The organism is Arthrobacter sp. Y-9 (assembly GCF_029690065.1).
GTDB lineage: Bacteria > Actinomycetota > Actinomycetes > Actinomycetales > Micrococcaceae > Arthrobacter_E.
Genome location: NZ_CP121463.1, coordinates 2,806,478 through 2,827,973 on the forward strand (window position 1 = coordinate 2,806,478; position 21,496 = coordinate 2,827,973).

General features: G+C 68.7%; 24 protein-coding genes. 17 read left to right on the top strand and 7 right to left on the bottom strand.

Annotation, left to right across the window (positions count from 1 at the left end):
* The first annotated feature begins 60 nt into the window (after nt 1-60).
* The 16 genes from P9849_RS12685 to P9849_RS12760 all read left to right on the top strand — a co-directional run bounded on the left by P9849_RS12685 (nt 61) and on the right by P9849_RS12760 (nt 15,352).
* Nucleotides 61-759, top strand: coding sequence for a response regulator transcription factor (locus P9849_RS12685; protein ID WP_066211624.1), 699 nt, complete (start codon nt 61-63; stop codon nt 757-759).
* 81 nt (nt 760-840) lie between these two features.
* On the top strand, nt 841-1,827 hold the full coding sequence (gene mshD, locus P9849_RS12690) for a mycothiol synthase (protein WP_278267101.1): 987 nt from the start codon (nt 841-843) through the stop codon (nt 1,825-1,827).
* Nucleotides 1,828-1,881: 54 nt separating this feature from the next.
* On the top strand, nt 1,882-4,125 hold the full coding sequence (locus P9849_RS12695) for an RNA degradosome polyphosphate kinase (protein WP_278267102.1): 2,244 nt from the start codon (nt 1,882-1,884) through the stop codon (nt 4,123-4,125).
* Nucleotides 4,125-5,102 carry an NUDIX hydrolase gene (locus tag P9849_RS12700; protein WP_278267103.1) on the top strand — a complete coding sequence of 326 codons (978 nt, stop codon included), beginning with the start codon at nt 4,125-4,127 and terminating at the stop codon, nt 5,100-5,102. Before P9849_RS12695 ends, P9849_RS12700 begins: the two co-directional genes overlap by 1 nt.
* A gap of 11 nt (nt 5,103-5,113) precedes the next feature.
* Complete coding sequence (locus P9849_RS12705) at nt 5,114-5,734, top strand: hypothetical protein (protein ID WP_278267104.1); 621 nt, start codon at nt 5,114-5,116, stop codon at nt 5,732-5,734.
* A gap of 150 nt (nt 5,735-5,884) precedes the next feature.
* The gene (locus P9849_RS12710; RefSeq protein ID WP_278267105.1) at nt 5,885-7,522 is read left to right on the top strand and encodes a hypothetical protein; all 1,638 of its coding nucleotides are present in this window, start codon (nt 5,885-5,887) and stop codon (nt 7,520-7,522) included.
* Nucleotides 7,519-7,947 (top strand): GntR family transcriptional regulator, encoded by a 429-nt coding sequence (locus tag P9849_RS12715; protein WP_278267106.1) that lies wholly within the window; start codon nt 7,519-7,521, stop codon nt 7,945-7,947. Before P9849_RS12710 ends, P9849_RS12715 begins: the two co-directional genes overlap by 4 nt.
* Nucleotides 7,948-7,951: 4 nt before the next feature.
* Nucleotides 7,952-8,755 carry a thymidylate synthase gene (locus P9849_RS12720; RefSeq protein WP_278267107.1) on the top strand — a complete coding sequence of 268 codons (804 nt, stop codon included), beginning with the start codon at nt 7,952-7,954 and terminating at the stop codon, nt 8,753-8,755.
* Nucleotides 8,752-9,327, top strand: coding sequence for a dihydrofolate reductase (locus tag P9849_RS12725; protein WP_278267108.1), 576 nt, complete (start codon nt 8,752-8,754; stop codon nt 9,325-9,327). Before P9849_RS12720 ends, P9849_RS12725 begins: the two co-directional genes overlap by 4 nt.
* 35 nt (nt 9,328-9,362) lie before the next feature.
* Nucleotides 9,363-9,593, top strand: coding sequence for an NF038396 family protein (locus tag P9849_RS12730; protein ID WP_278267109.1), 231 nt, complete (start codon nt 9,363-9,365; stop codon nt 9,591-9,593).
* A gap of 91 nt (nt 9,594-9,684) precedes the next feature.
* On the top strand, nt 9,685-10,695 hold the full coding sequence (locus tag P9849_RS12735) for a hypothetical protein (RefSeq protein WP_278267110.1): 1,011 nt from the start codon (nt 9,685-9,687) through the stop codon (nt 10,693-10,695).
* 23 nt (nt 10,696-10,718) lie between these two features.
* Nucleotides 10,719-11,357, top strand: a complete 639-nt coding sequence (locus P9849_RS12740; protein ID WP_278267111.1) for a hypothetical protein — start codon at nt 10,719-10,721, stop codon at nt 11,355-11,357.
* A 5-nt stretch (nt 11,358-11,362) separates the two neighbouring features.
* Nucleotides 11,363-11,767: a hypothetical protein gene (locus P9849_RS12745; protein ID WP_278267112.1), complete on the top strand. Its 405-nt coding sequence runs from the start codon at nt 11,363-11,365 to the stop codon at nt 11,765-11,767.
* A gap of 293 nt (nt 11,768-12,060) precedes the next feature.
* The gene (gene asd / locus P9849_RS12750; RefSeq protein WP_278267113.1) at nt 12,061-13,191 is read left to right on the top strand and encodes an aspartate-semialdehyde dehydrogenase; all 1,131 of its coding nucleotides are present in this window, start codon (nt 12,061-12,063) and stop codon (nt 13,189-13,191) included.
* 262 nt (nt 13,192-13,453) lie between these two features.
* Nucleotides 13,454-14,608, top strand: coding sequence for an aminotransferase class V-fold PLP-dependent enzyme (locus P9849_RS12755; protein ID WP_278267114.1), 1,155 nt, complete (start codon nt 13,454-13,456; stop codon nt 14,606-14,608).
* Nucleotides 14,609-14,704: 96 nt separating this feature from the next.
* Complete coding sequence (locus tag P9849_RS12760; protein WP_278267115.1) at nt 14,705-15,352, top strand: DUF3060 domain-containing protein; 648 nt, start codon at nt 14,705-14,707, stop codon at nt 15,350-15,352.
* Here P9849_RS12760 and P9849_RS12765 read toward each other — a convergent pair.
* Nucleotides 15,340-16,479 carry a winged helix DNA-binding domain-containing protein gene (locus tag P9849_RS12765; RefSeq protein WP_278267116.1) on the bottom strand — a complete coding sequence of 380 codons (1,140 nt, stop codon included), beginning with the start codon at nt 16,477-16,479 and terminating at the stop codon, nt 15,340-15,342. The genes P9849_RS12760 and P9849_RS12765 overlap by 13 nt on opposite strands.
* 65 nt (nt 16,480-16,544) lie before the next feature.
* Here P9849_RS12765 and P9849_RS12770 point away from each other — a divergent pair, with 65 nt between their 5' ends.
* Nucleotides 16,545-17,021 (top strand): hypothetical protein, encoded by a 477-nt coding sequence (locus P9849_RS12770; RefSeq protein WP_278267117.1) that lies wholly within the window; start codon nt 16,545-16,547, stop codon nt 17,019-17,021.
* Nucleotides 17,022-17,075: 54 nt separating this feature from the next.
* On the opposite strand, the gene P9849_RS12775 is transcribed toward P9849_RS12770, so the two are convergent.
* The 6 genes from P9849_RS12775 to P9849_RS12800 all read right to left on the bottom strand — a co-directional run bounded on the left by P9849_RS12775 (nt 17,076) and on the right by P9849_RS12800 (nt 21,396).
* A complete protein-coding gene (locus tag P9849_RS12775) occupies nt 17,076-18,140 on the bottom strand; it encodes a UDP-N-acetylmuramate dehydrogenase (protein WP_278267118.1) in 1,065 nt (354 codons plus the stop codon).
* The gene (locus P9849_RS12780; RefSeq protein WP_278267119.1) at nt 18,137-18,604 is read right to left on the bottom strand and encodes a MaoC family dehydratase; all 468 of its coding nucleotides are present in this window, start codon (nt 18,602-18,604) and stop codon (nt 18,137-18,139) included. The genes P9849_RS12775 and P9849_RS12780 overlap by 4 nt, the downstream gene beginning before the upstream one ends.
* Nucleotides 18,604-19,053 carry a MaoC family dehydratase N-terminal domain-containing protein gene (locus tag P9849_RS12785; protein ID WP_278267120.1) on the bottom strand — a complete coding sequence of 150 codons (450 nt, stop codon included), beginning with the start codon at nt 19,051-19,053 and terminating at the stop codon, nt 18,604-18,606. Before P9849_RS12785 ends, P9849_RS12780 begins: the two co-directional genes overlap by 1 nt.
* Nucleotides 19,054-19,185: 132 nt before the next feature.
* Nucleotides 19,186-19,413 (bottom strand): DUF3188 domain-containing protein, encoded by a 228-nt coding sequence (locus P9849_RS12790; RefSeq protein ID WP_278267121.1) that lies wholly within the window; start codon nt 19,411-19,413, stop codon nt 19,186-19,188.
* Between the two features lie 14 nt (nt 19,414-19,427).
* Nucleotides 19,428-20,288, bottom strand: a complete 861-nt coding sequence (locus P9849_RS12795; RefSeq protein ID WP_066211663.1) for a CoA ester lyase — start codon at nt 20,286-20,288, stop codon at nt 19,428-19,430.
* A gap of 163 nt (nt 20,289-20,451) precedes the next feature.
* Complete coding sequence (locus P9849_RS12800) at nt 20,452-21,396, bottom strand: aldo/keto reductase (protein ID WP_278269162.1); 945 nt, start codon at nt 21,394-21,396, stop codon at nt 20,452-20,454.
* Between the last annotated feature and the right edge of the window lie 100 nt (nt 21,397-21,496).

The window sequence follows — 21,496 nt, forward strand, 5'->3', positions numbered from 1 at the left end:
CCGACTCGATATACTGAGTCATCAGGCTCGACGACGCGCTCCAGATCCTTGGAGGGGACAATGTCGCAACTCTTGTTACTGACCAACAGCACCGATTCGTCGGTGGACATCCTGCCTGCGCTCGAACTGCTCAATCACCGGGTGCACATCCTTCCGGCGGAGCCGACGGCGCTGCTGGAGACCGATCCGTGCGACATCATCTTCCTCGATGCCCGGAAAGACCTGGTCGGGTCCCGCTCTCTCACCAAACTCCTCAAGGCCACGGGCCTGTCCGTGCCCCTGCTGCTGATCCTCACCGAGGGCGGCATGGCGGCGATCTCCTCCCAGTGGGCCGTGGACGACGTCGTCCTCGAATCCGCCGGTCCCGCCGAGGTGGAGGCCCGCATCCGGCTGGCCCTGGCCCGGGGGCGCAGCGCCGAGGAGGAGGCGGACACGGAGATCCGCGCGTCCGGCGTCGTGATCGACGAGGCCAGCTACACCGCCCGCATCAACGGCGAGGCCCTCAACCTGACCTTCAAGGAGTTCGAGCTCCTCAAGTACCTCGCGCAGCACCCCGGGCGCGTCTTCACCCGTCAGCAGCTCCTCACCGAGGTGTGGGGCTATGACTACTACGGCGGCACCCGCACGGTGGACGTCCACGTCCGGCGCCTGCGCGCCAAGCTGGGCCCGGACCACGAGACGCTGATCGGCACGGTCCGCAACGTGGGCTACCGCCTCACCATGACGCGCGAGCAGGACGAGCAGCACGCCCAGGCCTGAAGGTCAGACCGGAAGGCCAGACCGGAATCTGCGGCCTGAGGTCCGGGACGCGGCTGCGCGGCCGGTACTAGCCTTGGTGACATGACTAGCGCTAACGCCTCCCACTGGCCGGTCCACCGCCACCTGGCGCCGCTCGACGCCGGGCTCCTCGCCGAGACCGCCGAACTCCTGAAGGCCTCCTCCGCGGCGGATGGCACCCCGAGCGTCTCCGAGCAGTCCCTCATCGCCCTGCGCACCGGTGGCAACGACGGTCAGCAGGTGGAGGCGTACCTGGTCTACTCCCCGGAAGACCCCTTCGCCGAGGAGGAGTCCGCGCGCGACGCCGTCCTGTCGGGCTTCGCGGTGCTCGTCACCACCGGGGACGACGCCGTCCTCGAGATGGCGGTGCACCCCGGGTACCGCAACATCGGGGTCGGCCTGCGCCTGGCCGGGGAGCTCCAGGCGAGCCGCGGAACCCTCGACGGCATCCAGGCCTGGTCCCACGGCGACGCCGCCGCGGCCGAGGACCTCGCCGCGCAGTTCGGCTTCACCCGCGTGCGCGAGCTGTGGCGGATGCGCCTGAGCACGCCCTCTGCGATCTCCCCCGTCGACGACGGCGCGCTCCCGGACGGCTACACGCTGCGCACCTTCGTGCCCGGCCGGGACGAGGCCGCCTGGCTCGACGCGAACGCGCGGGCTTTCGCGCACCATCCCGAACAAGGCGCCCTGACGCCGCGGGACCTCCAGGAGCGCCAGGCCGAGGCGTGGTTCGATCCCGAGGGGTTCTTCCTGGTCCTCGACGGGCAGGACCGGATCGCCGGCTACCACTGGACCAAGCTGGAATCCGCCCACGACGGGCACGGTCCCCAGGGCGAGGTGTACGTGGTGGGCGTCGTCCCGGAAGCGCAGGGGAAGGGCCTCGGCAAGGTCCTCACGCGGCGCGGGATCACGCATCTCCGGGACCGCGGAGCGGCCACCGTGCTGCTCTACGTGGAGGCCGACAACGCCCCGGCCGTGCGGCTCTACGAAAGCCTCGGATTCACCCATTGGGACAGCGACGTCATGTACCGGAAAAACCCGGCTTCCTGACCGTTTCCGTTCTGTAAGGTTGAGGTGGATCGACTGCGGTTTAAGGAGTGTGGCATGAGCAGCGACAACAAGGGTTCCACGGGGACCGTGAGCAGGCTCTCCCAGCGTTTCGGCTCGTCCGAGGTCAACGCCGCCCGCGCGACGCAGGACCGGATCGAGCTTCCGGAGTTCCAGGAGCCGAGCCTGCTGCCCGACGGCGACATCAGCCCGGACCGTTTCCTCGACCGTGAGCTGTCCTGGCTGAAGTTCAACGCGCGCGTGCTGGAACTCGCCGAAGACCCGGATCTCTTCCTGCTGGAACGGGTCAACTTCCTCTCCATCTTCGCGTCCAACCTGGATGAGTTCTTCATGGTCCGCGTCGCCGGCCTCAAGCGCCGCATCGCGACGGGCCTGGCCGTGCCGTCCCCCGCCGGGCTGAGCCCCGTGGAGGTTCTCGAGCAGATCAGCGAGGCCGCCAGCGCCCTCCAGGAGCGTCATGCCCGCGTCTTCGCCGAGCAGATCCGTCCGGCCCTGGCCTACGAGCACATCCACCTCATGCACTGGGACGAGCTGGACAGTGAGGCCCAGCACCGGGTCAGCACGATGTTCACGGAGAAGGTCTTCCCGATCCTGACCCCGTTGGCCGTGGACCCGGCCCATCCGTTCCCCTACATCTCCGGACTGTCCCTCAACCTGGCCGTGGTGGTGCGCAACCCCGTGAGCCAGAAGGAGCTCTTCGCCCGTGTGAAGGTGCCGGACCAGCTGCCGCGCCTGATCGCCGTCGACGGCCCGCGTGCCGGCGCCGTGCCCGGCCGCGTGGCGCGCTTCATCACGCTGGAAGAGGTCATCGCGGTGCACCTCGACCAGCTCTTCCCGGGCATGGAGGTCGTGGAGCACCACACCTTCCGCGTGACCCGTAACGAGGACGTGGAGGTTGAAGAGGACGACGCCGAGAACCTCCTCCAGGCCCTCGAGAAGGAACTGCTGCGCCGCCGTTTCGGCCCGCCGGTCCGCCTCGAGGTCACCACGGACATCAACCCCGCGGTGCGGGAACTCCTGGTGCGCGAGCTCAGCATCGACGAATCCGAAGTGGTCGCCGTCCCGGCGCCGCTGGATCTCCGCGGGCTCTCGGTCATCGCCGGGATCGACCGCGCCGATCTGCACTACCCGAAGCAGGTCCCGCACACCTCGCGGTACCTGAACGAGTCCGAGACCTCCAAGGCGGCGAATGTGTTCGCAGCCATGCGCCGTCGTGACATCCTCCTGCACCACCCGTACGACTCCTTCTCGACTTCCGTGCAGGCCTTCCTGGAGCAGGCCGCGGCGGACCCCAAGGTCCAGGCCATCAAGCAGACCCTGTACCGCACGAGTGGCGACTCGCCGATCGTGGACGCCCTGATCGACGCGGCCGAGGCCGGCAAGCAGGTCCTGGCCCTCGTGGAGATCAAGGCCCGCTTCGACGAGCAGGCCAACATCTCCTGGGCCCGCAAGCTCGAGCAGGCCGGCGTGCACGTGGTGTACGGCATCGTGGGCCTGAAGACGCACTGCAAGCTCTCCCTGGTGGTCCGGCAGGAGTCGGACGGCATCCGCCGCTACTGCCACATCGGCACGGGCAACTACCACCCCCGCACGGCCCGGTACTACGAGGACCTGGGCCTGCTGACCGCGAACCACCAGGTGGGCGAGGACCTGTCCAAGCTGTTCAACCAGCTCTCCGGTTACGCCCCCAAGTCGACGTTCAAGCGTCTGCTCGTCGCGCCGCGCTCCGTGCGCAGCGGCCTGATCGAACGCATCGACCAGGAGATCGCCAACGCCCGGGCCGGGAAGAAGGCCAAGGTCCAGATCAAGGTCAACTCCATGGTGGACGAGGCGATCATCGACTCCCTGTACCGCGCCTCCCAGGCCGGGGTGGAGGTCAACGTGATCGTGCGCGGCATCTGCTCCCTGCGTCCCGGCGTGCCCGGACTGAGCGAGAACATCACCGTCCGGTCCATCCTGGGCCGCTTCCTGGAGCACTCGCGGGTCTTCACCTTCGCCAACGACGGTGACCCCGTGGTCTACATCGGCTCCGCCGACATGATGCACCGCAACCTGGACCGCCGCGTCGAGGCCCTCGTGCAGCTGACCAACCAGGACGACATCCAGGAACTGCTGGATCTCATGAACCGCTACGTCGACCCGGGCACCTCCAGCTGGCACCTGGACAGCGACGGCGAGTGGGAACGTCACCACCTCGCCGAGGACGGCACGCCCCTCCTGGACATCCAGTCGTGGCTGCTCGCCTCCCGCTCCCGCCAGCGCACGGGGTCCCTCCGCTGATGCCCGCAGCACGTGCCGACGCACTGGTCGCCGACCAGTCCGAACATCCCGGCGAGAAGATCGCGGTCGTCGCCGCGGGCGGGCTGCCCTGGCGCGTCACCCGGGGCGCGCTCGAGGTGCTGCTGATCCACCGCCCGCGCTATGACGACTGGTCCTGGCCGAAGGGGAAGCTCGACGCCGGCGAGACGGTGCCGGAGTGCGGCGCGCGGGAGATCTTCGAGGAGATCGGCCTGACCGCCGGCCTCGGAATCCCCCTGCCGAGCATCCACTACCGCGTGGCGTCCGGCCTGAAGGTGGTGCACTACTGGGCCGTCAACGCCCAGAACGCCAAGGTCAAGCAGGACGGCAAGGAGGTGGACAGCCTCCTGTGGTGCTCGCCGGAACGCGCGGCGGAACTGCTCAGCAACCCCTCCGACCGCGAGCCTCTCGCAGCCCTGGTGGCGGCCTTCGAGGACGACGCGTTGGACACCTGGCCCCTCGTGATCGTGCGCCACGCGAAGGCGAAGCCCCGTGCGTCCTGGACGAAGGGCGAGGGAGACCGGACCCTGGCCGCTTCCGGCCTCCGCCAGGCCCAGGCCGTGCGGCGGCTCCTGGCCGTGTGGGGTCCGGAGCGGATCGTCAGCAGCCCGTGGAAACGCTGCATCTCCACCATCGCGCCCTATGTGAAGGCGACGAAGGCGAAGGTGAAGCTCGTGGACGCCCTGACGGAGCACAGCCACGAGCGCAAACCCCAGAAGACGGCGGCCGCCATCGAGGCGGTCTTCGACAAGGGTGTGCCCGCCGCCGTGTGCGTGCACCGGCCCACCCTCCCGACCATCCTGGAGCAGGTCTCCAGGCACATGAAAGCGCCGCTCGCCCAGAGCCTGCCCGCCCGGGACCCGTACCTGGCCCCGGGAGAGGTGCTCGTCCTCCACGTGCGCAAGGACTCCCGGTCCCGCGTGGTCGCGGTGGAGCAGTACCGGCCTTTCGACGACTGAAGGATCGACTGATGACTGAAAACGCAGCACCCGAGCCGATCGGCTTCGGCATCGCCGAACTGGCCTTCCTGCTGAGCAGCTTCGAAGGGCCGGGCCACGACCGCTCCGTCGAAGCACTCGACGCCGCGGCGTGGGCCGCCGACCCGACGCTCTCCGAGGTGGGGGTTTCCGGCCTCGCAGCCCGCGGCTTCGTGCAGCCCGAGGGCGACGGTCTGGGGATCAGCGGCGCGGCGTCCGCCGTCGCGCACGTGCTGGGCGGCGGACGGCTCTGGATCACGCTGCAGGTCAGCGCGGGCGAAGACGCCTCCACACGCCTGGTGATGGTGGAGGCCGAAGGGATGCGCATGCTGTTCCAGCCCGGCATCCTGAGCACGTGGTTCGCCACCCCGCTGCCGGAGGAGCTGACCGCCGCGCAGACCGCCGTGTCCATCCTGCATCAGCACGCCGACGAGAACCCGGGCAGCCAGGCGACCGTCACCGTCAGCACCCAGGAGCGCGACAGCTCCTACGCCGTCACGCGCGACGCCGACGGCTGGCGCTTCGCCGGGATCTCCGCCAGCGGCGCGGAGGAGCCTGTCGGTGGGCTCGGCCCTGCCGAGGTGGCCGCACTTCTCGAGGCCGCCGCGCTCTAGTTCGCCCTTCCTTCCCGCGAGGGAACAGCTGACGCACCTTCCCGCCGCGGAAGAGGGCGTCAGCTGTTCCCTCGCGGCGATTAAGGGGGATGCATGCTCTTGACACCTCCTGTTTTGTATCAAACACTTGATACAAAATTGGGGGTTGAGATGAGCATTCCGTACGAGCTGACGCCTTACGTTCCTTTCGGCATGGCCCTGGCCGGCGCCGTCATCCTGTTCCTGCTGCTGCGCCGGATGGTGTCCGCCGGCCCGCACGGGGCGACGCAGGCCACCGCCGCCCGGCATTCACTCACCGTGGGGGTGCTCGGCTGGATGGCCAGTTCGCTGGCCGGAGCCTCGACGTTCTGGGAGATCCAGCAGGCGCAGTTCAGTCCCGCGCCGGCGCCGTGGATGCTCTTCGTCCCGGTCCTGCTGGTCCTCGGCATCCATGCCCTCGGCCAGTGGAGCTATCCGGGCGGCCGGCGGTCTGTACGCGTCGCGGACATCCAGCCCCGTCGGCTGATCGACTTCCTTCCCAAACCGCTCACGACGGTCACGGCACTCGTGTTCCTGATCAGCCAGCTCATGATCCTCGCGACGCTCGGCTTCGCCGGGATGGCGCCGCGCGAGGACCCCTCCCCCTACGCCGTGCCGAACCCGGGCCGGCTCCCCGGCGTCGAGGTCGCGGCCTGGCTGGGTGGTGCATGGCTGGCGCTCGCCGCCGGCACAGTGGCGGTGCTCCTCCTGATCACCCACCGGCACCAGCTGCCGGGACTGACCCGCCGGGAGAACTCGTACCTGCGGACCCTGTCCATGAACCGGCTGCTCCGGACCTCGGCCACCATCGCGTCCGGGCTGGGGGCGATCGGCGCTGGGTTCGCCGGGATGAAGGTGCCGGGCTTCGGAACCGACTCCTGGATCGAACCCGGGGCGGCCTTCAACGTCCTGGTGCTCCTCGTGATGTGGCGCTGGCCCATCCCGTTCTTCCGCCCGGTGTCCGACCCGCAGCCCGCCGACCCGGCGCTGCGATGGCACCGTCTCGCGGTGGTGCCGGCCGTGCCGTTCGGGCTCGTCACCCTCCTCGTCCTCGTCCCGTCGTTCGCCGTATTCGGGGCAGGGCTGCACTCGATCGTGATCGTCCTGACGGCCGGAGTCCTGTTCCTGTTCTGGGTGCTCTGGTGCACGGGGAAGATCCTCCAGGATCCCCGGATCGCGCAAGACCCCCCGGCAGCCCAGACTCACCCGGCTTCCCCGACCCACCTGGCGGCGCACCCCGTTTCCCTGCCGTTCCCCCGCGCCTCGACTCTGACGGTGGCCGCCCTCTGCACCATCACCGTCCTCGTCGCGCTGGCGAGCGTACTGTGGAACGTCGCGTCCACCGAGGGAGATCACAGCGAGATCGCCGTCCCCGCCATCATCGCGTGCGGTCTCGGCTCGCTCCTGATCATCGTCCTGACACTGCTGACCGGCCGCCGGATCGCCATCCGCACTCTCACCTCGGTGCTGCCCGCCACGATCCGCCTGGACCGCGAGGCCGTCACCCAGGAGCGCTGGCAGCGGCTGACCCTGTGGAGCGGCGCCATCCTGCTCTGCGCCTCCGCCTTCCTGCTCTTCCAGATCAGGCTCCCGATGGAGGTCACGGGACGTACGGCGGAGGGCGGTGTGACCACTGCGATCCTCGGATTCGCTCAGCTCGCCGGCACCGTGCTGATCCTCCTGGCCGTGCTGCTCTGGTCACTCAGCGCCGTCGACCCGGTCCCCGAACCGGAGGATGCGGTTCATGTCCCGGAACCCCACCACGTATGAACGCCCGGATCGAGATCCACCTCGACTCCCCCGTTCCCCCGTTCGAGCAGGTGCGGGCGCAACTTGAAGCGATGATCCGGAACGGGGCCCTGACGGACGGAGCCAGGCTCCCCACGGTCCGGGCCCTGGCCGGGGACCTGGGCCTTGCAGCCGGGACGGTCGCGCGCGCCTACCGCGAACTCGAGGGGGCTGGACTCATCCGGACGGCACGGCGCTCGGGAAGCACCGTCGTCGCGCCGCCGCGCGGGCACGGGGCGCCGCACCTGGGCGGTGAGGCTCCCGCGCTTCCCGCGCCCGTGGCCGCCGCGCTGGAGGAGCTGCTCGCCGTCGCGCGCCATCACGGAGTCGGGTCCGAGACGCTGAGCCGCGCCATCCACAGGGGCGGTCAGGACCCTCTGCGGCCGGCCCCTGGCCCGGTAGACTGAACCCATGAGCATCCCCACGCCTTATGAGGACCTGCTGCGTGACGTCATGGAACATGGCACCCACAAATCGGACCGGACGGGCACGGGGACGCGGAGCGTTTTCGGGCGCCAGATCCGCTTCGACCTCTCCGAGGGTTTCCCGTTGATCACCACGAAGCGCGTGCACTTCAAGTCCCTCGCCCTGGAGCTCCTCTGGTTCCTGCGCGGCGACTCGAACGTGCGCTGGCTGCAGGAGCGCGGCGTCACCATCTGGGATGAGTGGGCGGACGACGACGGCGAACTCGGCCCCGTCTACGGCGTGCAGTGGCGCTCGTGGCCGACCCCCGACGGCAACCACGTGGACCAGATCGCCGAGCTGGTGGCGAACCTGAAGTCGAACCCGGACTCACGCCGCCACATCGTCTCCGCGTGGAACGTCGCCGAGATCTCGAACATGGCGCTGCCCCCGTGCCACGCGTTCTTCCAGTTCTACGTGGCCGACGGCAAACTGTCCTGCCAGCTGTACCAGCGCTCCGCCGACATGTTCCTCGGGGTGCCGTTCAACATCGCGTCCTACGCCCTGCTGACCCACATGATCGCTCAGCAGGCCGGCCTCGAGGTGGGCGACTTCGTCTGGACCGGCGGCGACTGCCACGTCTACGACAACCACGTGGAGCAGGTGGAACTCCAGCTCAGCCGCGAAGCCCTCCCGTATCCGACGCTGCACATCAAGCGCGTCCCGGACAGCATCTTCGACTACGAGTTCGAGGACTTCGAAGTGGTCGACTACCAGCACCACCCGGGCATCAAGGCCCCGGTGGCCGTATGAGCTCCGGAGGGCCCACGGCCTTCGCGGACCGGATCCGCGGCGGACTCCGGGGCACCGGCATGATCTGGGCCCAGACCGCGAACGGCGTGATCGGCAACGCCGGGACCATGCCATGGCACGTCCCGGAGGACCTCAAGCACTTCAGCTCCATGACCGCGGGCCGCCCCGTGATCATGGGCCGCCGGACCTGGGAGTCCTTCCCCGCGAAGTTCCGCCCTCTGCCCGGCCGCACCAACATCGTGGTGACCCGGAGCGAGGACTGGGCGGGGACGCCCGAGGCGGAGGGCGCCGTCGTCGTGCCGTCGCTGGAGGCGGCGTTCGCAGAGGCCGGGGACAGGCTCCGCTGGGTGATCGGCGGCGGTCAGATCTACCGGCAGTCCCTGCCGGAGGCCGACTTCGCGGTCATCACCGTGATCGACTCCGACGCCGACGGCGACACGCACGCTCCCGAGCTGCCGGACTCGTGGCGGCGCACCGCCGTCGAACCCGAGCCGGCGGAAGACGGGGCCGAGCGCTGGCTGACCTCCTCGAACGGCACCCGCTACCGCTTCACCCTCTGGGAACGCGCCTGAGGCGCCCACCATCCCCGCATTCTGAAAAGGCCCGCATGAAACACCTTCTGACCCGCTCCGACGTCCTCTTCGTGCTCGGGTACATGCTCTTCCCGCTGCTTGGCCTCGTGACCGCCGTCCTGGGGCTCTTCATGATCCTGGGCGGCAATCGCATCCCCGGCGTGATCGTCCTGGTGGTGGTTACCCAGGTGTTCGTGTTCGGCTCCTGGTGGGCCGTGAAGAAGCGCCGTACCGCCCTGGCCGAGGAGGCCTCCCAGGCGGAGTGAGCCGATGGGGAGCGCTCCCCATCGCATCCCGGCACGCTCCCGGGATACTCTCGCTGGTGGATGAACATGACAGAGGGCGACAGGAGTCCTGATGGGAAGCACGGTGTGGGGCGCGGACGTCGCGCAGCTGCGCACTCTGGCGCAGACCTTCGGTAAGGCATCGGAGAATCTGCTCCAGCAGTCGAGCCAGCTGGGCCAGAGCATCAACAGCGCACAGGCATGGCAGGGCCCGGACGCGGTCCGGTTCAAGTCGGAGTGGAACAGCAGCCACCGCACGGTGCTGATGAACGCGGCGTCGGCGCTCAAGAAGCAGTCACGCTTCCTGCTCACGCAGGCCGACGAGCAGGAGACCGCGTCGAACGCGGCCCACGGCTCCGGCGGCGGCCCGATGCCGGGCGGTCCTGGTGGGGGGCCCGGGGGTGGCGGTCCCGGGGGTGGCCCCGGTGGGAACGGTAGTCCGTTCCAGCTGGGCCCGGATTGGCTCGCGGACGGTGACAACTCACCCTTCCGCAACGGCTGGGATCTGTACAACACGATCAAGGCATACCCTGACTTGCGGGCCGGGATCTTCGACTTGGTCAACTTCTCCAAGCAAGCGGACGGATTCAAGGACTTCTGGTCCAAGGACTTCCGGGCGATCGCCAAGGCCTTCCAGGATGAAAACTACATCAGCAAGGGTCTCAACTCGCTCTCCGAGGCCTACAGTGGAGACGCCCGCAACCTTCTGAACCTCGCCGAGGACGGCAAAGCGGCCAAGTTCTTCAGCGTCGGTGGCAAGGCGCTCGGTGGCCTCGGTGTCGGGCTCGACACACTGGACGCCTTCAACAACTTCAGCAAGGGCGAGATCGGGGAAGGCATCTACTCCTCCGTGAAAGCCGGGCTGGGGGTGGCCTGCTTCGCTCCGCCGCCCATCGGAACCGCAGCCATGGTCGCTAGTGGCGCCCTCGCCATCTACGACAACGTGCCGTTCGTGCATGATGCCGTGAACGCCACCGGCAAGGCGATCGGCGACGCTGCCGTAGGAGCCTGGAATGCGGGCGGGAAGGCCCTTGACGCTGCCGGCAAGGGATTGAAGAAGCTCGGCGGTTTCCTTGGTTTATGACGCACTGACTGGAGAAGAGAACGATGACTGAACACACCGAATCCCAGACCCAGCCGGACACCATCGGTTATGGGTTCGCCGAAATCGCGACGCTGGCCGCCATGGTTCCCAGCGAAGCGACGACCGCGAGTGCTGAGGCACTGCGTGTCTCGGAGTACGTCGGCAACCCCGACATGGTCGCAGCGGGTGCGTCGTCGCTCGTCGCCCGTGGTCTGGCCACTGTCGAAGCGGGTGGGGACATCGCCGTGTCCGGGCCCACCGCAGCGGTGGCCGCGGCGCTGTCCTCCGCCACGCGCCGCATGGAGATCTCCCTGATCACCGAGGAGCTGACGGACAGCGTGATCGGGATCGAAAGCCCCGACCTACACCTCCTCTTCCAGCCCCGTGCATACCTGACCTGGTGGGCCATGGCTCAGCGTCCCGGCCTCTCCGGCGCGGAAGCCGACTTCTTCATCGTTCGGGAACACCTCCGCGTTCATCCCCGGGGCGGTGCCACTGTCCGTCGGCGAGAAGATGCCAGCGGTCGAACCCTTTACATCAAGAACGGGAACGGTTCCTGGACCATCGGGCTGTCCACTGCCGCCGACGACGATGTCACGGAGACAGCGGGTCTGGACGATGCAGCGCTCCTGGCACAGATCCGGCTCATCCGGCAGGACTGATTGACTTGGCGTTCAGCAATGACCGCGAGCGTCACAACGACGAGGTGATCAAGGAGCACAAGGCTGCCCTCGCCCGCGGCGAGAAGCGCGTTCTGCGGCACACCAAGGACCAGGGGCTGCGCAGCTACCCCGCGGATGAGATCGGGTTCTCTCCTGGGCGCGGGCACCCCCAGGTCAGCACTTGGTGGGGCATGGGGATCCTCTTCTGCTTCATGGTGCTGCTCGGTCTCGGCACTCTGGTCGTCCTGTTCGTCGTCCTCGCGAACGGCGGCCCGGCCCCCTGGGGAATCCTTGTGGTGACCGCCTTCGCCGCCCTCCTGAGCTGGTATTTCTTCGGCATGGCGCGGGACGAATACCGGGCGAGGAAAGTCCGCCGGAGCCGCGGCGCTCCTGAACCCAGCGATCGCTGACGACGTCCGTCCACCGTCATCCGCTGTAGGCGCTGTCGCTTGCTGGAATCGGGGATTTCTGCGCCCCAGTTTCTTTTGTGCGCTCCAATTGAGGCGCACAAAAGAAATTGGGGCGCAGAAAACAAACTGGGGCGCAGATCCCGGTGACGCACCCGGAACCGCCGGCCCGCGCCACACCCGCCCGGCCCCGCCACGCCCCCAACCACCCGCCGTCGTGCGCTTCCACACCGTTCCCAACGCCCGTGTGACGTAACCGGCGGAAACGCGGGCGTCTTTCCCCGTAAAATCAGGTCATGACTAACGCAGCCGTGCCTTCCGTAGGTTTTGTCGGGTGGCGTGGCATGGTCGGTTCCGTCCTCATGCAGCGCATGCAGGAAGAGAATGACTTTGCCAGCCTGAACCCCGTCTTCTTCTCCACCTCCAACGCAGGTGGTGCCGCCCCGTCCTTCGCTGAGGGCGCCGGCACGCTGGAAGACGCGTTCGACATCGACACCCTGGCGAAGCTGCCGATCATCGTCACCGCTCAGGGCGGCGACTACACGAAGCAGGTCCACACCGCGCTGCGCTCGCGCGGCTGGGACGGCCTGTGGATCGACGCCGCCTCGACGCTGCGCATGAACGACGACTCGATCATCGTCCTGGATCCCATCAACCGTGACGTCATCGACCGCGGGCTGGAATCCGGCGTGAAGGACTTCATCGGCGGCAACTGCACCGTGTCGTGCATGCTCATGGGCCTGGGCGGCCTGTTCAAGAACAACCTGGTCGAGTGGGGCACGTCCATGACGTATCAGGCGGCCTCGGGCGGCGGCGCGCGGCACATGCGAGAGCTGCTCAACCAGTTCGGCACGCTGAACGCCGAGGTCAGCAGCGAACTGCAGGACCCGGCGTCGGTGATCCTGGAGATCGACCGCAAGGTGCTCGCCCACCAGCGCGACGGCGTGGACGCCGCCCAGTTCGGTGTGCCGCTCGCCGGCTCGCTCATCCCCTGGATCGACTCGGACCTCGGCAACGGCCAGAGCCGCGAGGAGTGGAAGGCCGGGGTGGAGACCAACAAGATCCTCGGCACCACCGACGCGGACCGCATCATCATGGACGGCCTCTGCGTGCGCATCGGCGCCATGCGCTCCCACTCGCAGGCGCTCACCCTCAAGCTCCGCGAGGACCTCTCCGTCGAGGAGATCGAGAAGATCATCGACGCCGATAACGAATGGGCCACGGTCGTTCCCAACGTCAAGGAGGCGTCCATGAACGACCTCACTCCCGTCGCCGCCTCGGGCACGCTGAACATCCCGGTCGGCCGCATCCGCAAGATGGAGATGGGCCCGGAGTACATCAGCGCCTTCACCGTGGGTGACCAGCTCCTCTGGGGCGCCGCCGAACCGCTGCGCCGCATGGTCAGCATCGCGACCGGCCGTCTCTGACGGTTCCAGCTTCCCCGCGTCACCGGAAGGCGCGGATTCCTGCGGGAGTCCGCGCCTTCCGTCGTTTCCGGTGGCAGCCTTTCCTTTCCGGGCGCGACGACGGCGGCGGGGCGCGGCGTCCGGCGCTGCGGTCTGGGGGTGCGGTCTGAGGGGTACGGGCGTCCCGCGGGGCGGCGCAGCGGTCTTCGGCTCTGTGCATAACTCCGTCCACAAGAAAGCCCCGGTGCTGTGCTTGCTCCTCCGGTCATGCCACGATGGAGCCATGAACCTGCCCACGCCTGAGCTGCCCCGTCCCGATGTCGATCCCGATGGCCTGCTGGAGTACTCGGTGGTCTTCACGGACCGGTCCCTGAACCACATGTCCCAGCGCTTCATCACCGCGATGCAGCAGACGCTCGAGATCCTCCGCACCGCATGCTCCGCGAACGCCGTCGCTCTCGTCAACGGCGGAGGGAGCTACGCCATGGAGGCTGTCGCCCGGCACTTCGCCGCGGGCGCGCACGCCCTGGTGGTGCGCAATGGGCTCTTCTCCTACCGCTGGTCCCAGATCCTCGACGCCGGTTCCATCGCCTCCGGCGTCACGGTCTGCACCGCGCGCCCGGACGGCGAGGGCGCGCAGGAGGCGTGGAGCCCTGCCCCACTCGACGAGGTCGTAGCCGCCATCCGTGCCGAGCGGCCCGCCGTCGTGTTCGCCCCGCATGTCGAGACGGCGGCCGGCATGGTCCTCCCGGACGAGTACGTCCGGGGCCTCGCCGACGCCGTGCACGAGGTGGGCGGCGTGCTGGTGCTCGACTGCATCGCCTCCGGCGCCCTGCTCGTGGACATGGAGGCGCTCGGGGTGGACGTCCTGCTCAGCGCCCCGCAGAAGGGCTGGAGCGGCTCCCCCGGCGTCGGCTACGTCATGCTCAGCAGGACGGCTCGGGAATTCGTGGAATCCCGCGCGTCGACGAGTTTCGCCCTCGACCTGCGGACCTGGCTCACCATCTCCGAGGCCTACCGCGAGGGCCGAGCTGCGTATCACGCGACGATGCCGACGGACACGATCGTGCGGAACCTCGCCCAGATGATCGAGACGCGGGACCGCGGCTACACGGAACTGCGGACGGCTCAGGAAGAGCTCGGGAGGCGGGTCCGGGAGCTTCTCGCGGAGCGCGGGCTGCCGTCGGTGGCGTCCTCGGAGTTCGCGGCGCCGAGTGTCGTGGTCGTGCACACCACCGACCCCGAGCTGAAGTCCGGAGCCCGCTTCGGGCAGGAGGGCGTTCAGGTGGCGGCCGGTGTGCCGCTGCACTGCGGAGAGCCGGAGGACTTCTCCACGTTCCGTGTCGGGCTGTTCGGGCTGGACAAGCTCGGTGACGTCGACGGCACGGTCGAGCGGCTGCGCGCTGCCCTGGACCGCATGGGAATCCAGCCGGCCTAGGGCATCACGCGGCCGGCCTCCGACATCACGCTCCCGAGATCCACGTGAGCGGCTAGGATCGGAGCCATCAGTCGACGTCACGCACAGGGGATTGCCATGACCCGCACCGCACTTTCAGCACGCACCGCACTTTCATCTCGCGCCGCAGCCGCGGGTCTATTGATCGCTCTCACGGTCGCGGGTTGCTCCGCACCACAGGCCTCGGACTCAGAGACGACGGCGCCCTCCGCGAGTGGCTCGCGGGAGATCACTGCGGACAGCAGCTGCGCCGCCGGCGAGGACGTCGTGATCTCAGCGAAGAACTCCTCGGCCGTCCTCACCGGCGACTGCGGGACGGTGACCCTTTCCGGGAGCGATGTTCACGCGAACATCGATTCAGCGAAGAAGCTCGTGGTCACCGGGTCCGGCGCCGCGGTCATCGGCAAGAAGTGGGATGCGGTCGAGACGACGGGCGCCAAGGCGAGTCTCAACGCCGACGAGATCGCCACGCTGACCGTGTCCGGCGCGGACACCACGGTGACCCTCAGCCGGAAAGCCGGGAAGGTCACGCTCGGGGCCGACGGCGGCTCGCTGAACGCCCACGACGTCCAGGCCCTCACGGTGACCGGAGACCGCAACACGGTTGTCCTCAGCGGCACCCTGAGCGGGCTGACCGTCAGCGGGGACACGAACACCTTCAACTGGTCCTCCGGCGTCAAGCTTCCCGGCTCGGACACCGGGAAGGACAACACCTACACCCGCTGAGTGCCCATGAACCGCTGGTAGGCGGCCGCTCGCGCCGCGCTCGAACGGTGCGGCCGGGCGCCGGCCCCATCGAACGGTTCAAGGACGACGGCGCCGCGCGAGTCGGTGGACCACGTCCCGTCCGTCACGCCGCCACTCATCATCGTGCGCTTGAACATGCCGTTGCCGCCGGGCACGATCAGGTCGAAGTGGTCACGGGCGAGAACGGGAGTGCGGTCCGTGTACCCGAGGATGTACTCGTCGAACCCGGCGAGCACGTGGAACGACCGCGCACCCGGCAGCGGCTCGCCGTCCCTGGCGTCCAACCAAGCCGCCGTCTCCGCGCTGAGCAGCCAGCCGCCTTCGTACTCGCGCACCCGGTCGCCGAGACGAAGCTGCGCCGCACGGCACGGGCCGAGGGGCAGGCCGGTCCACCAGGCGAAGTCGCGGATGGTCGCGGGGCCGTGGCTGCGGACATAACGTTCCAGCAGATCGTCGAGGGCGTCCTCCACGGACAGCTCGCGCGGCGACGTGATCCACTCGTCCTGGAGCACGAAGAGGTGTTCCCTGCCGTCGGCGGGTCCCTGCACGAGAGTCCCCGTGATGGACAGGACCAGGAGCAGATGGGCGCCCCGCTGCTCCCGGGTGCCCTGCCCAGACTCCTCGAGTGCCGTGAACAGTTCAGCCCGGGTGGCGCGACCCCCGCCACGCAGGGTCCCGCGGACCACGGAGCGGGCCTTCTCCCAGTCCTCCGGGACGATGCTCAGATTCCGATGCCGGGCGGCCATGGACTTCAGGAGACGTTCGGCGGTCAGAGCGTGGAACAGGGGGAGGTCCTGCGGGAGCAGCGTGTGCAGGGTGCCGCGCATGGGCCACGAGCGCACGATCCGGCCGTCGGCGAAAGCCTGGCGCACCGCAGCCGCGGAGGCAGCGGAGGCCTGCGCCGCCGTCGTCGCGCCACCGGTCCACCGGGCGCCGATCGACCACGGGACCGAATACCAATCCTGCCCCTGCAGGGCGGTCATCCAGCCGACCACGTCCTCCGGGGCGTGGAAGTCGGGTCGGGGGAATCCTTCCGGCGCGGGCAGCAGCCCATGACTGAGGAGCCGGAGGCGCGGGATGTCCCGCGGAGTCAGCGTCGAGGCCATGCTGTCATCCTAGGCACAGGGGTCCGACACCGTGCCGGCGACGCCGCACCGGATAAGGTGGAAGAGTGACCCTGGGAGAACTCTGGCCGAACATGCGCCTGCTGAGCCGGTGCCTGGCCGTGCCCGGGTGGTTCCTGGCGTTTCTCGGGATGGGCGCGGCCCTGTTCGTGGCGATCACGTCCGGGCTGAAGGTCTCGAGCACGCTGCAGATCATCCAGGTGATCGGCTCCACGGCCGCGGCGCTCTCGATCGTCTTCCTGGCCTGCGCGGTGTTCTCGCAGCCCCTGGACAAGCCCCGCTCGGCGCGCTGGCAGCTCTCCCTCAGCAACGAGCTGCCCGTCATGGTGCGCAGCTTCTACTTCGGGGCACTCATGATGCTCTCGGGGGCCATCGCGTTCTCCGTGATCGGCCTGTTCCTTGTGGGTGGCCCCACCTCGCAGACCCTCGCCTTCAGCCAGGTCTTCCTCACGGGCGCCTGCGCCTCGGCCCTCAGCTACCTGCTCTTCAGCCGCGCCTGCTCACTGGACGAACCCGAAGCCTGACTCCCCTCCCATCGGCTGTCCCCACCGGCGTGGGGACAGCCGATCGAGTGAGGGTCAGAGTTCCAGGCCGATGAGCAGCGGCTCGTTGTGGAGCACGACGCCGAACGCCGCCTCCACGCCGCCCCGCACCTCGCGCGCCAGGGCCAGGAGGTCCTGAGCACTGGCGCCGCCACGGTTGGTGAGTGCCAGGGTGTGCTTGGTGGACAACGAGGCCCGTCCGCCCGTCACGGAGTCCTCGGCCAGGCCGAAGCCCTTCGGGAATCCTGCGTGGTCGATCAGCCAGGCCGCGGACAGCTTCACCAGTCCGTCGCCCGCCGGGTACCGGGGGGCGTCCTCGGGCAGCCGGGCCGCCTCCGCCTCGCTGACCACGGGGTTCGTGAAGAAGGACCCTGTGGACCACGTGTCGTGATCCTCCGGGTCCAGGACCATGCCCTTGCCCTTGCGGAGCTCGAGCACGGCGTGACGGACCTCCAGCGCGTTGGCCCGCTCCCCCGGCTCCACACCCAGGGTGCGGGCGAGCTCGGCGTAGCGGATCGGGGCGCTCATCCGGCCCAGCGGGAACTGGAACGTCACGCTCAGCACCACGAAGCGCGGGGACCCGTTGCTCGTGGTCCGTTTGAGGATCGAGTCACGGTACCCGAACTCCAGCTCGGAGAGGGTGAACGTCCGGACCGCGTTGGTCCCACGGTCCCAGGTCCGCACCTGGGCGATCGTCTGCGAGACGTCCGCACCATAGGCGCCGACGTTCTGGACCGGGGTCGCCCCCGTGCTGCCGGGGATCCCCGACAGCGCTTCGACCCCGGAGTGCGCGTGCAGCACGCTGTGGTGCACGAACGCGTCCCAGGGGTGCCCTGCCTGAACCGTGACGGTGGCGCCGCCGCACGTCTCCTCGGAGGAGACCTGGATGCCCTGCGACGTGATGCGCAGGACGGTGCCGGGGTACCCGTCGTCGGACACCAGGAGGTTCGATCCCCCGCCGAGGATCAGCAGATCCTCACCCGCCGCGTCGGCGCTGCGGACGGCGTCGATGATCGCGGCTTCGGAGTCCGCTTCCAGGTAACGGCCCGCGGGGCCGCCCACGCGGGTGGTGGTCAGTTCGGCCAGCGTCGGCTGTGTCATGCGGAGAGCTTCACCACGGCCTGGGCCTTCATGAGGACCCGCTGCCCGTCGAAGGTGACGGTGAGGTCGATCCGGGCGGTCCCTGCTTCCTCGTCGAGCGCGCCGACGACGCCGGCCACCTCGATCTGCGCGCCGGGCTCGTCGGTCCCGGTGGTGTCCTCGACCAGGACCGGCTTCGTGAAGCGGGTCTGGTAGTCGGTGACCGCTCCGGGATCTCCCGCCCAGTCGGTGACCAGCTGAACCGCAGAGCCCATGGTGAACATGCCGTGGGCGATCACGCCCGGCAGCTCCACGCCCCGGGCGAAGGCCTCGTTCCAGTGGATCGGGTTGAAGTCCCCGGAAGCGCCGGCGTACTTCACGAGGTCGACGCGGTTCACGTCGATGACGCGACGGCCGATCTCCTGGCCCTTCTCCAGCTCATTCAGTGCAGGTCGATTCAGGGCAGGTCGATTCAGTGCAGGCATTACTGTCCCTCTCCGCGGACCAGGATGGACGACGTGGTGGTGGCGACCTTCTCGCCGTCCACGGTCGAGATCTCCGAACGGGTGGTGATCATGGCGCCGCCGCCCATGCCGCGGACGGTGTCCACGTGCAGCTCGGCCACCAGGCGGTCACCGGCGACGATAGGACGGTGGTGCGTGAAGCGCTGGTCCGCGTGCACGACGCGGGAGAAGTCGATCCCGGATTCGGGGTCCTCGATCAGCTGAGCGTCGGCCCGCTGCGCCACGATGATGGCGAAGGTGGGCGGCGCCACCAGATCGGCGTGGCCGAGCGCCTGGGCGGCCTCGACGTCGAAATGTGCCGGATGGGTGGCCTTCACGGCGCGGGCGAACTCGCGGACCTTCTCGCGGCCCACCTCGTACACCTCGGCGGCCGGGTAGCTGCGGCCCTGCAGATCGGGATTGATACTCATGGAACAAGCCTATCGTCCGACGGCCCGCCGGACCGGAGACCGCCCCGGAAACGCGAACCGCCACGTGGTGCCGCTATCCGTGACGGATACGGGCACCACGTGGCGGTTCGCGGTGAAGGACGACGGCGAGGGCTACTTCCCCGGGCCGCCCTTGCGGAGTTCGCGGGTGCGGATCACCATGCCCACCACGTGGAGCAGGAGACCCACGCCGATGACCGGGAGCGCGCCGATCGCGAGGGGGTTGTTGTGCTTCACCAGGCCGATGATGTTCAGGCCGAGGCCCACCACCATGAAGCCGAGGGCGCTGAGCACCACGGTCTTGTATGCGGTGGACGCGCTCGCCCAGAAGTCACCCAGCATGAACGAGGTCAGTCCTAGAGCGCCGGGGTGACGCCGAAGGCGGTGGCGAGCTTCATGATCTTCTCGGCACGGCCCAGGCGGGGCAGGTCGGAGCCGTCACGGATCACGCGGCCGTTGGCCTCGAAGTCGTTCATGAAGTCGGTGGCCCAGGCGACGTCGGACGGCGTCGGGCTGATGACCTCGTTGATGATGGCCGTCTGGTCCGTGGCGAGGCAGAGCTTGCCGGTCATGCCCATGGTGACCGTGATGGCGCTCTGCTCGCGCAGGATGGGGTGGTTGCTGCCGACGGTGGGGCCGTCGATGGGGCCCGGCAGGCCGCCGACGCGGCTGGCGACCACGAGCTTGGCCCGCGGGTAGGCCATGGCCTCCGGGGTCGCCGCCATGCCGGTGTCGCGGCGGAAGTCGCCGGAGCCGAAGGCCAGGCGGAAGCAGCCCTGGCCCTTGGCGATGTTGTTGGCTTCTTCGATGCCCACGGCGGACTCGACCAGGGCGATCACGGGGGTCTTGCCGTCCATGCGGTGGTAGGACTCGGTCACCTGGTCGGCGGACTCGGTCTTCGCGAGCATCACGCCGAGCAGACCCGGAGTGCCGCGGAGGCCGGCCAGATCATCGGCCCAGAAGGGGCTCGTGGCGTCATTGATACGGACCCAGGCCTGCCCGCCGGCTTCCAGCCAGCCGCGGACGTTGTCGCGGGCCTCGTCCTTGTGCGAGGGGTCCACGGCGTCCTCGATGTCCAGGATGATGGCGTCCGCGCGGGAGGCGGCGGCGTCATCGAAGAGTTCCGTCTTCATGGCGTTGACCAGGAGCCACGAACGGGCGATATCCGGGCTGACTTTTCGAGTGGGACGACCAGTGGAAGTGACGGAAGAACTCATGAGAATACGGTACCGGTCCGGGGCCACACCCGCCCAAGCGTTTGTGGGCCCCGGACAGTCATATCTGGTCTTATTTGACTTTTCTCACAGATTCCGAGCGGCAAGCGTCACCTTGGCCCTAGACCGGTATAGCCAGGAAGGACGCGCCGTGCCGGGCCGCCGGTTACGGGATGAACTCGCCCCGGGCCGTGATCCAGAGCCGGTACCACTGCAGCCGGTCCATCCGTTCGGCCACCGCGATCGCGTCGCCGCAGGCCGCGATGCGGCCGGGGTTCGTGGTGCCGATCACCGGGGAGATGCGGGCCGGGTGCTTCATGAGCCAGCCGAGCAGCACGGACTCCGGCGCCACGCCGAACTCAGCGGCGAGCTCCTGGACCAGGTCCGCCGTCGCGCGGTCCGCCTCGCTGAGCTCCTGAGCCGGCACTCCCCCGGTGTAGCGTCCGTTGGCCAGTGAACCGTAGGCCTGAAGTTCGATGCCGCGGCTCATGCAGTGTTCGAGCGTGCCGTGCGGGAACGGGTTGCCGGAACCCTGGCGGTGATTCACCGTGACGGTTGAATCCAGCCAGTCGCGGGTGCCGAGGCTCATCTCGAGCTGGTTCGCGACCAGCGGGGTGGACAGCGCGTCTTGAAGGTGTTCCATCTGCGCCGTGGACATGTTGGAGACGCCCAGCGCCTTGATGCGGCCATCCGCCAGGAGTTCGCGCACCGCGCGGGCGGCCTCCTCGCGGTTGAGCAGCGGGTCCGGCCGGTGGAACAGGAGCGTGTCCAGGTGGTCGGTCCGGAGCCGGCTCAGAATGCCCTCGACGCGCTCCATGATGGAGTCGTAGCTGAGGTCGTAGTAGTTGTTGAGGCCGTTCTCGTGAAGCCGGATGCCGCATTTGCTCTGCAGGAGGATCCGGTCCCGCAGCTCGGGCCGCGCCGCCAGGACCTCGCCGAACACGGCCTCGGCCTTGCCGAAGCGGTAGATGTCCGCGTGATCGAACAGCTCGACGCCGATCGCCAGGGCCGCGTCGATGACGTCGGACGCCTGCGCCACGTCCGCCTCGGTGTACGGCGTAGGTTCCCAGGCGCCGCCGAGTCCCATGCAGCCATAGATGATCCGGCCCATGCCGGGCCCGCTTTCTGTGTTCTGGGTCATACAGGAACTCTTTCACGGCCCACCGCGACGCCGCCAGTCACGGCAAGCGCCTGAACAGCGGCGCGCGGGC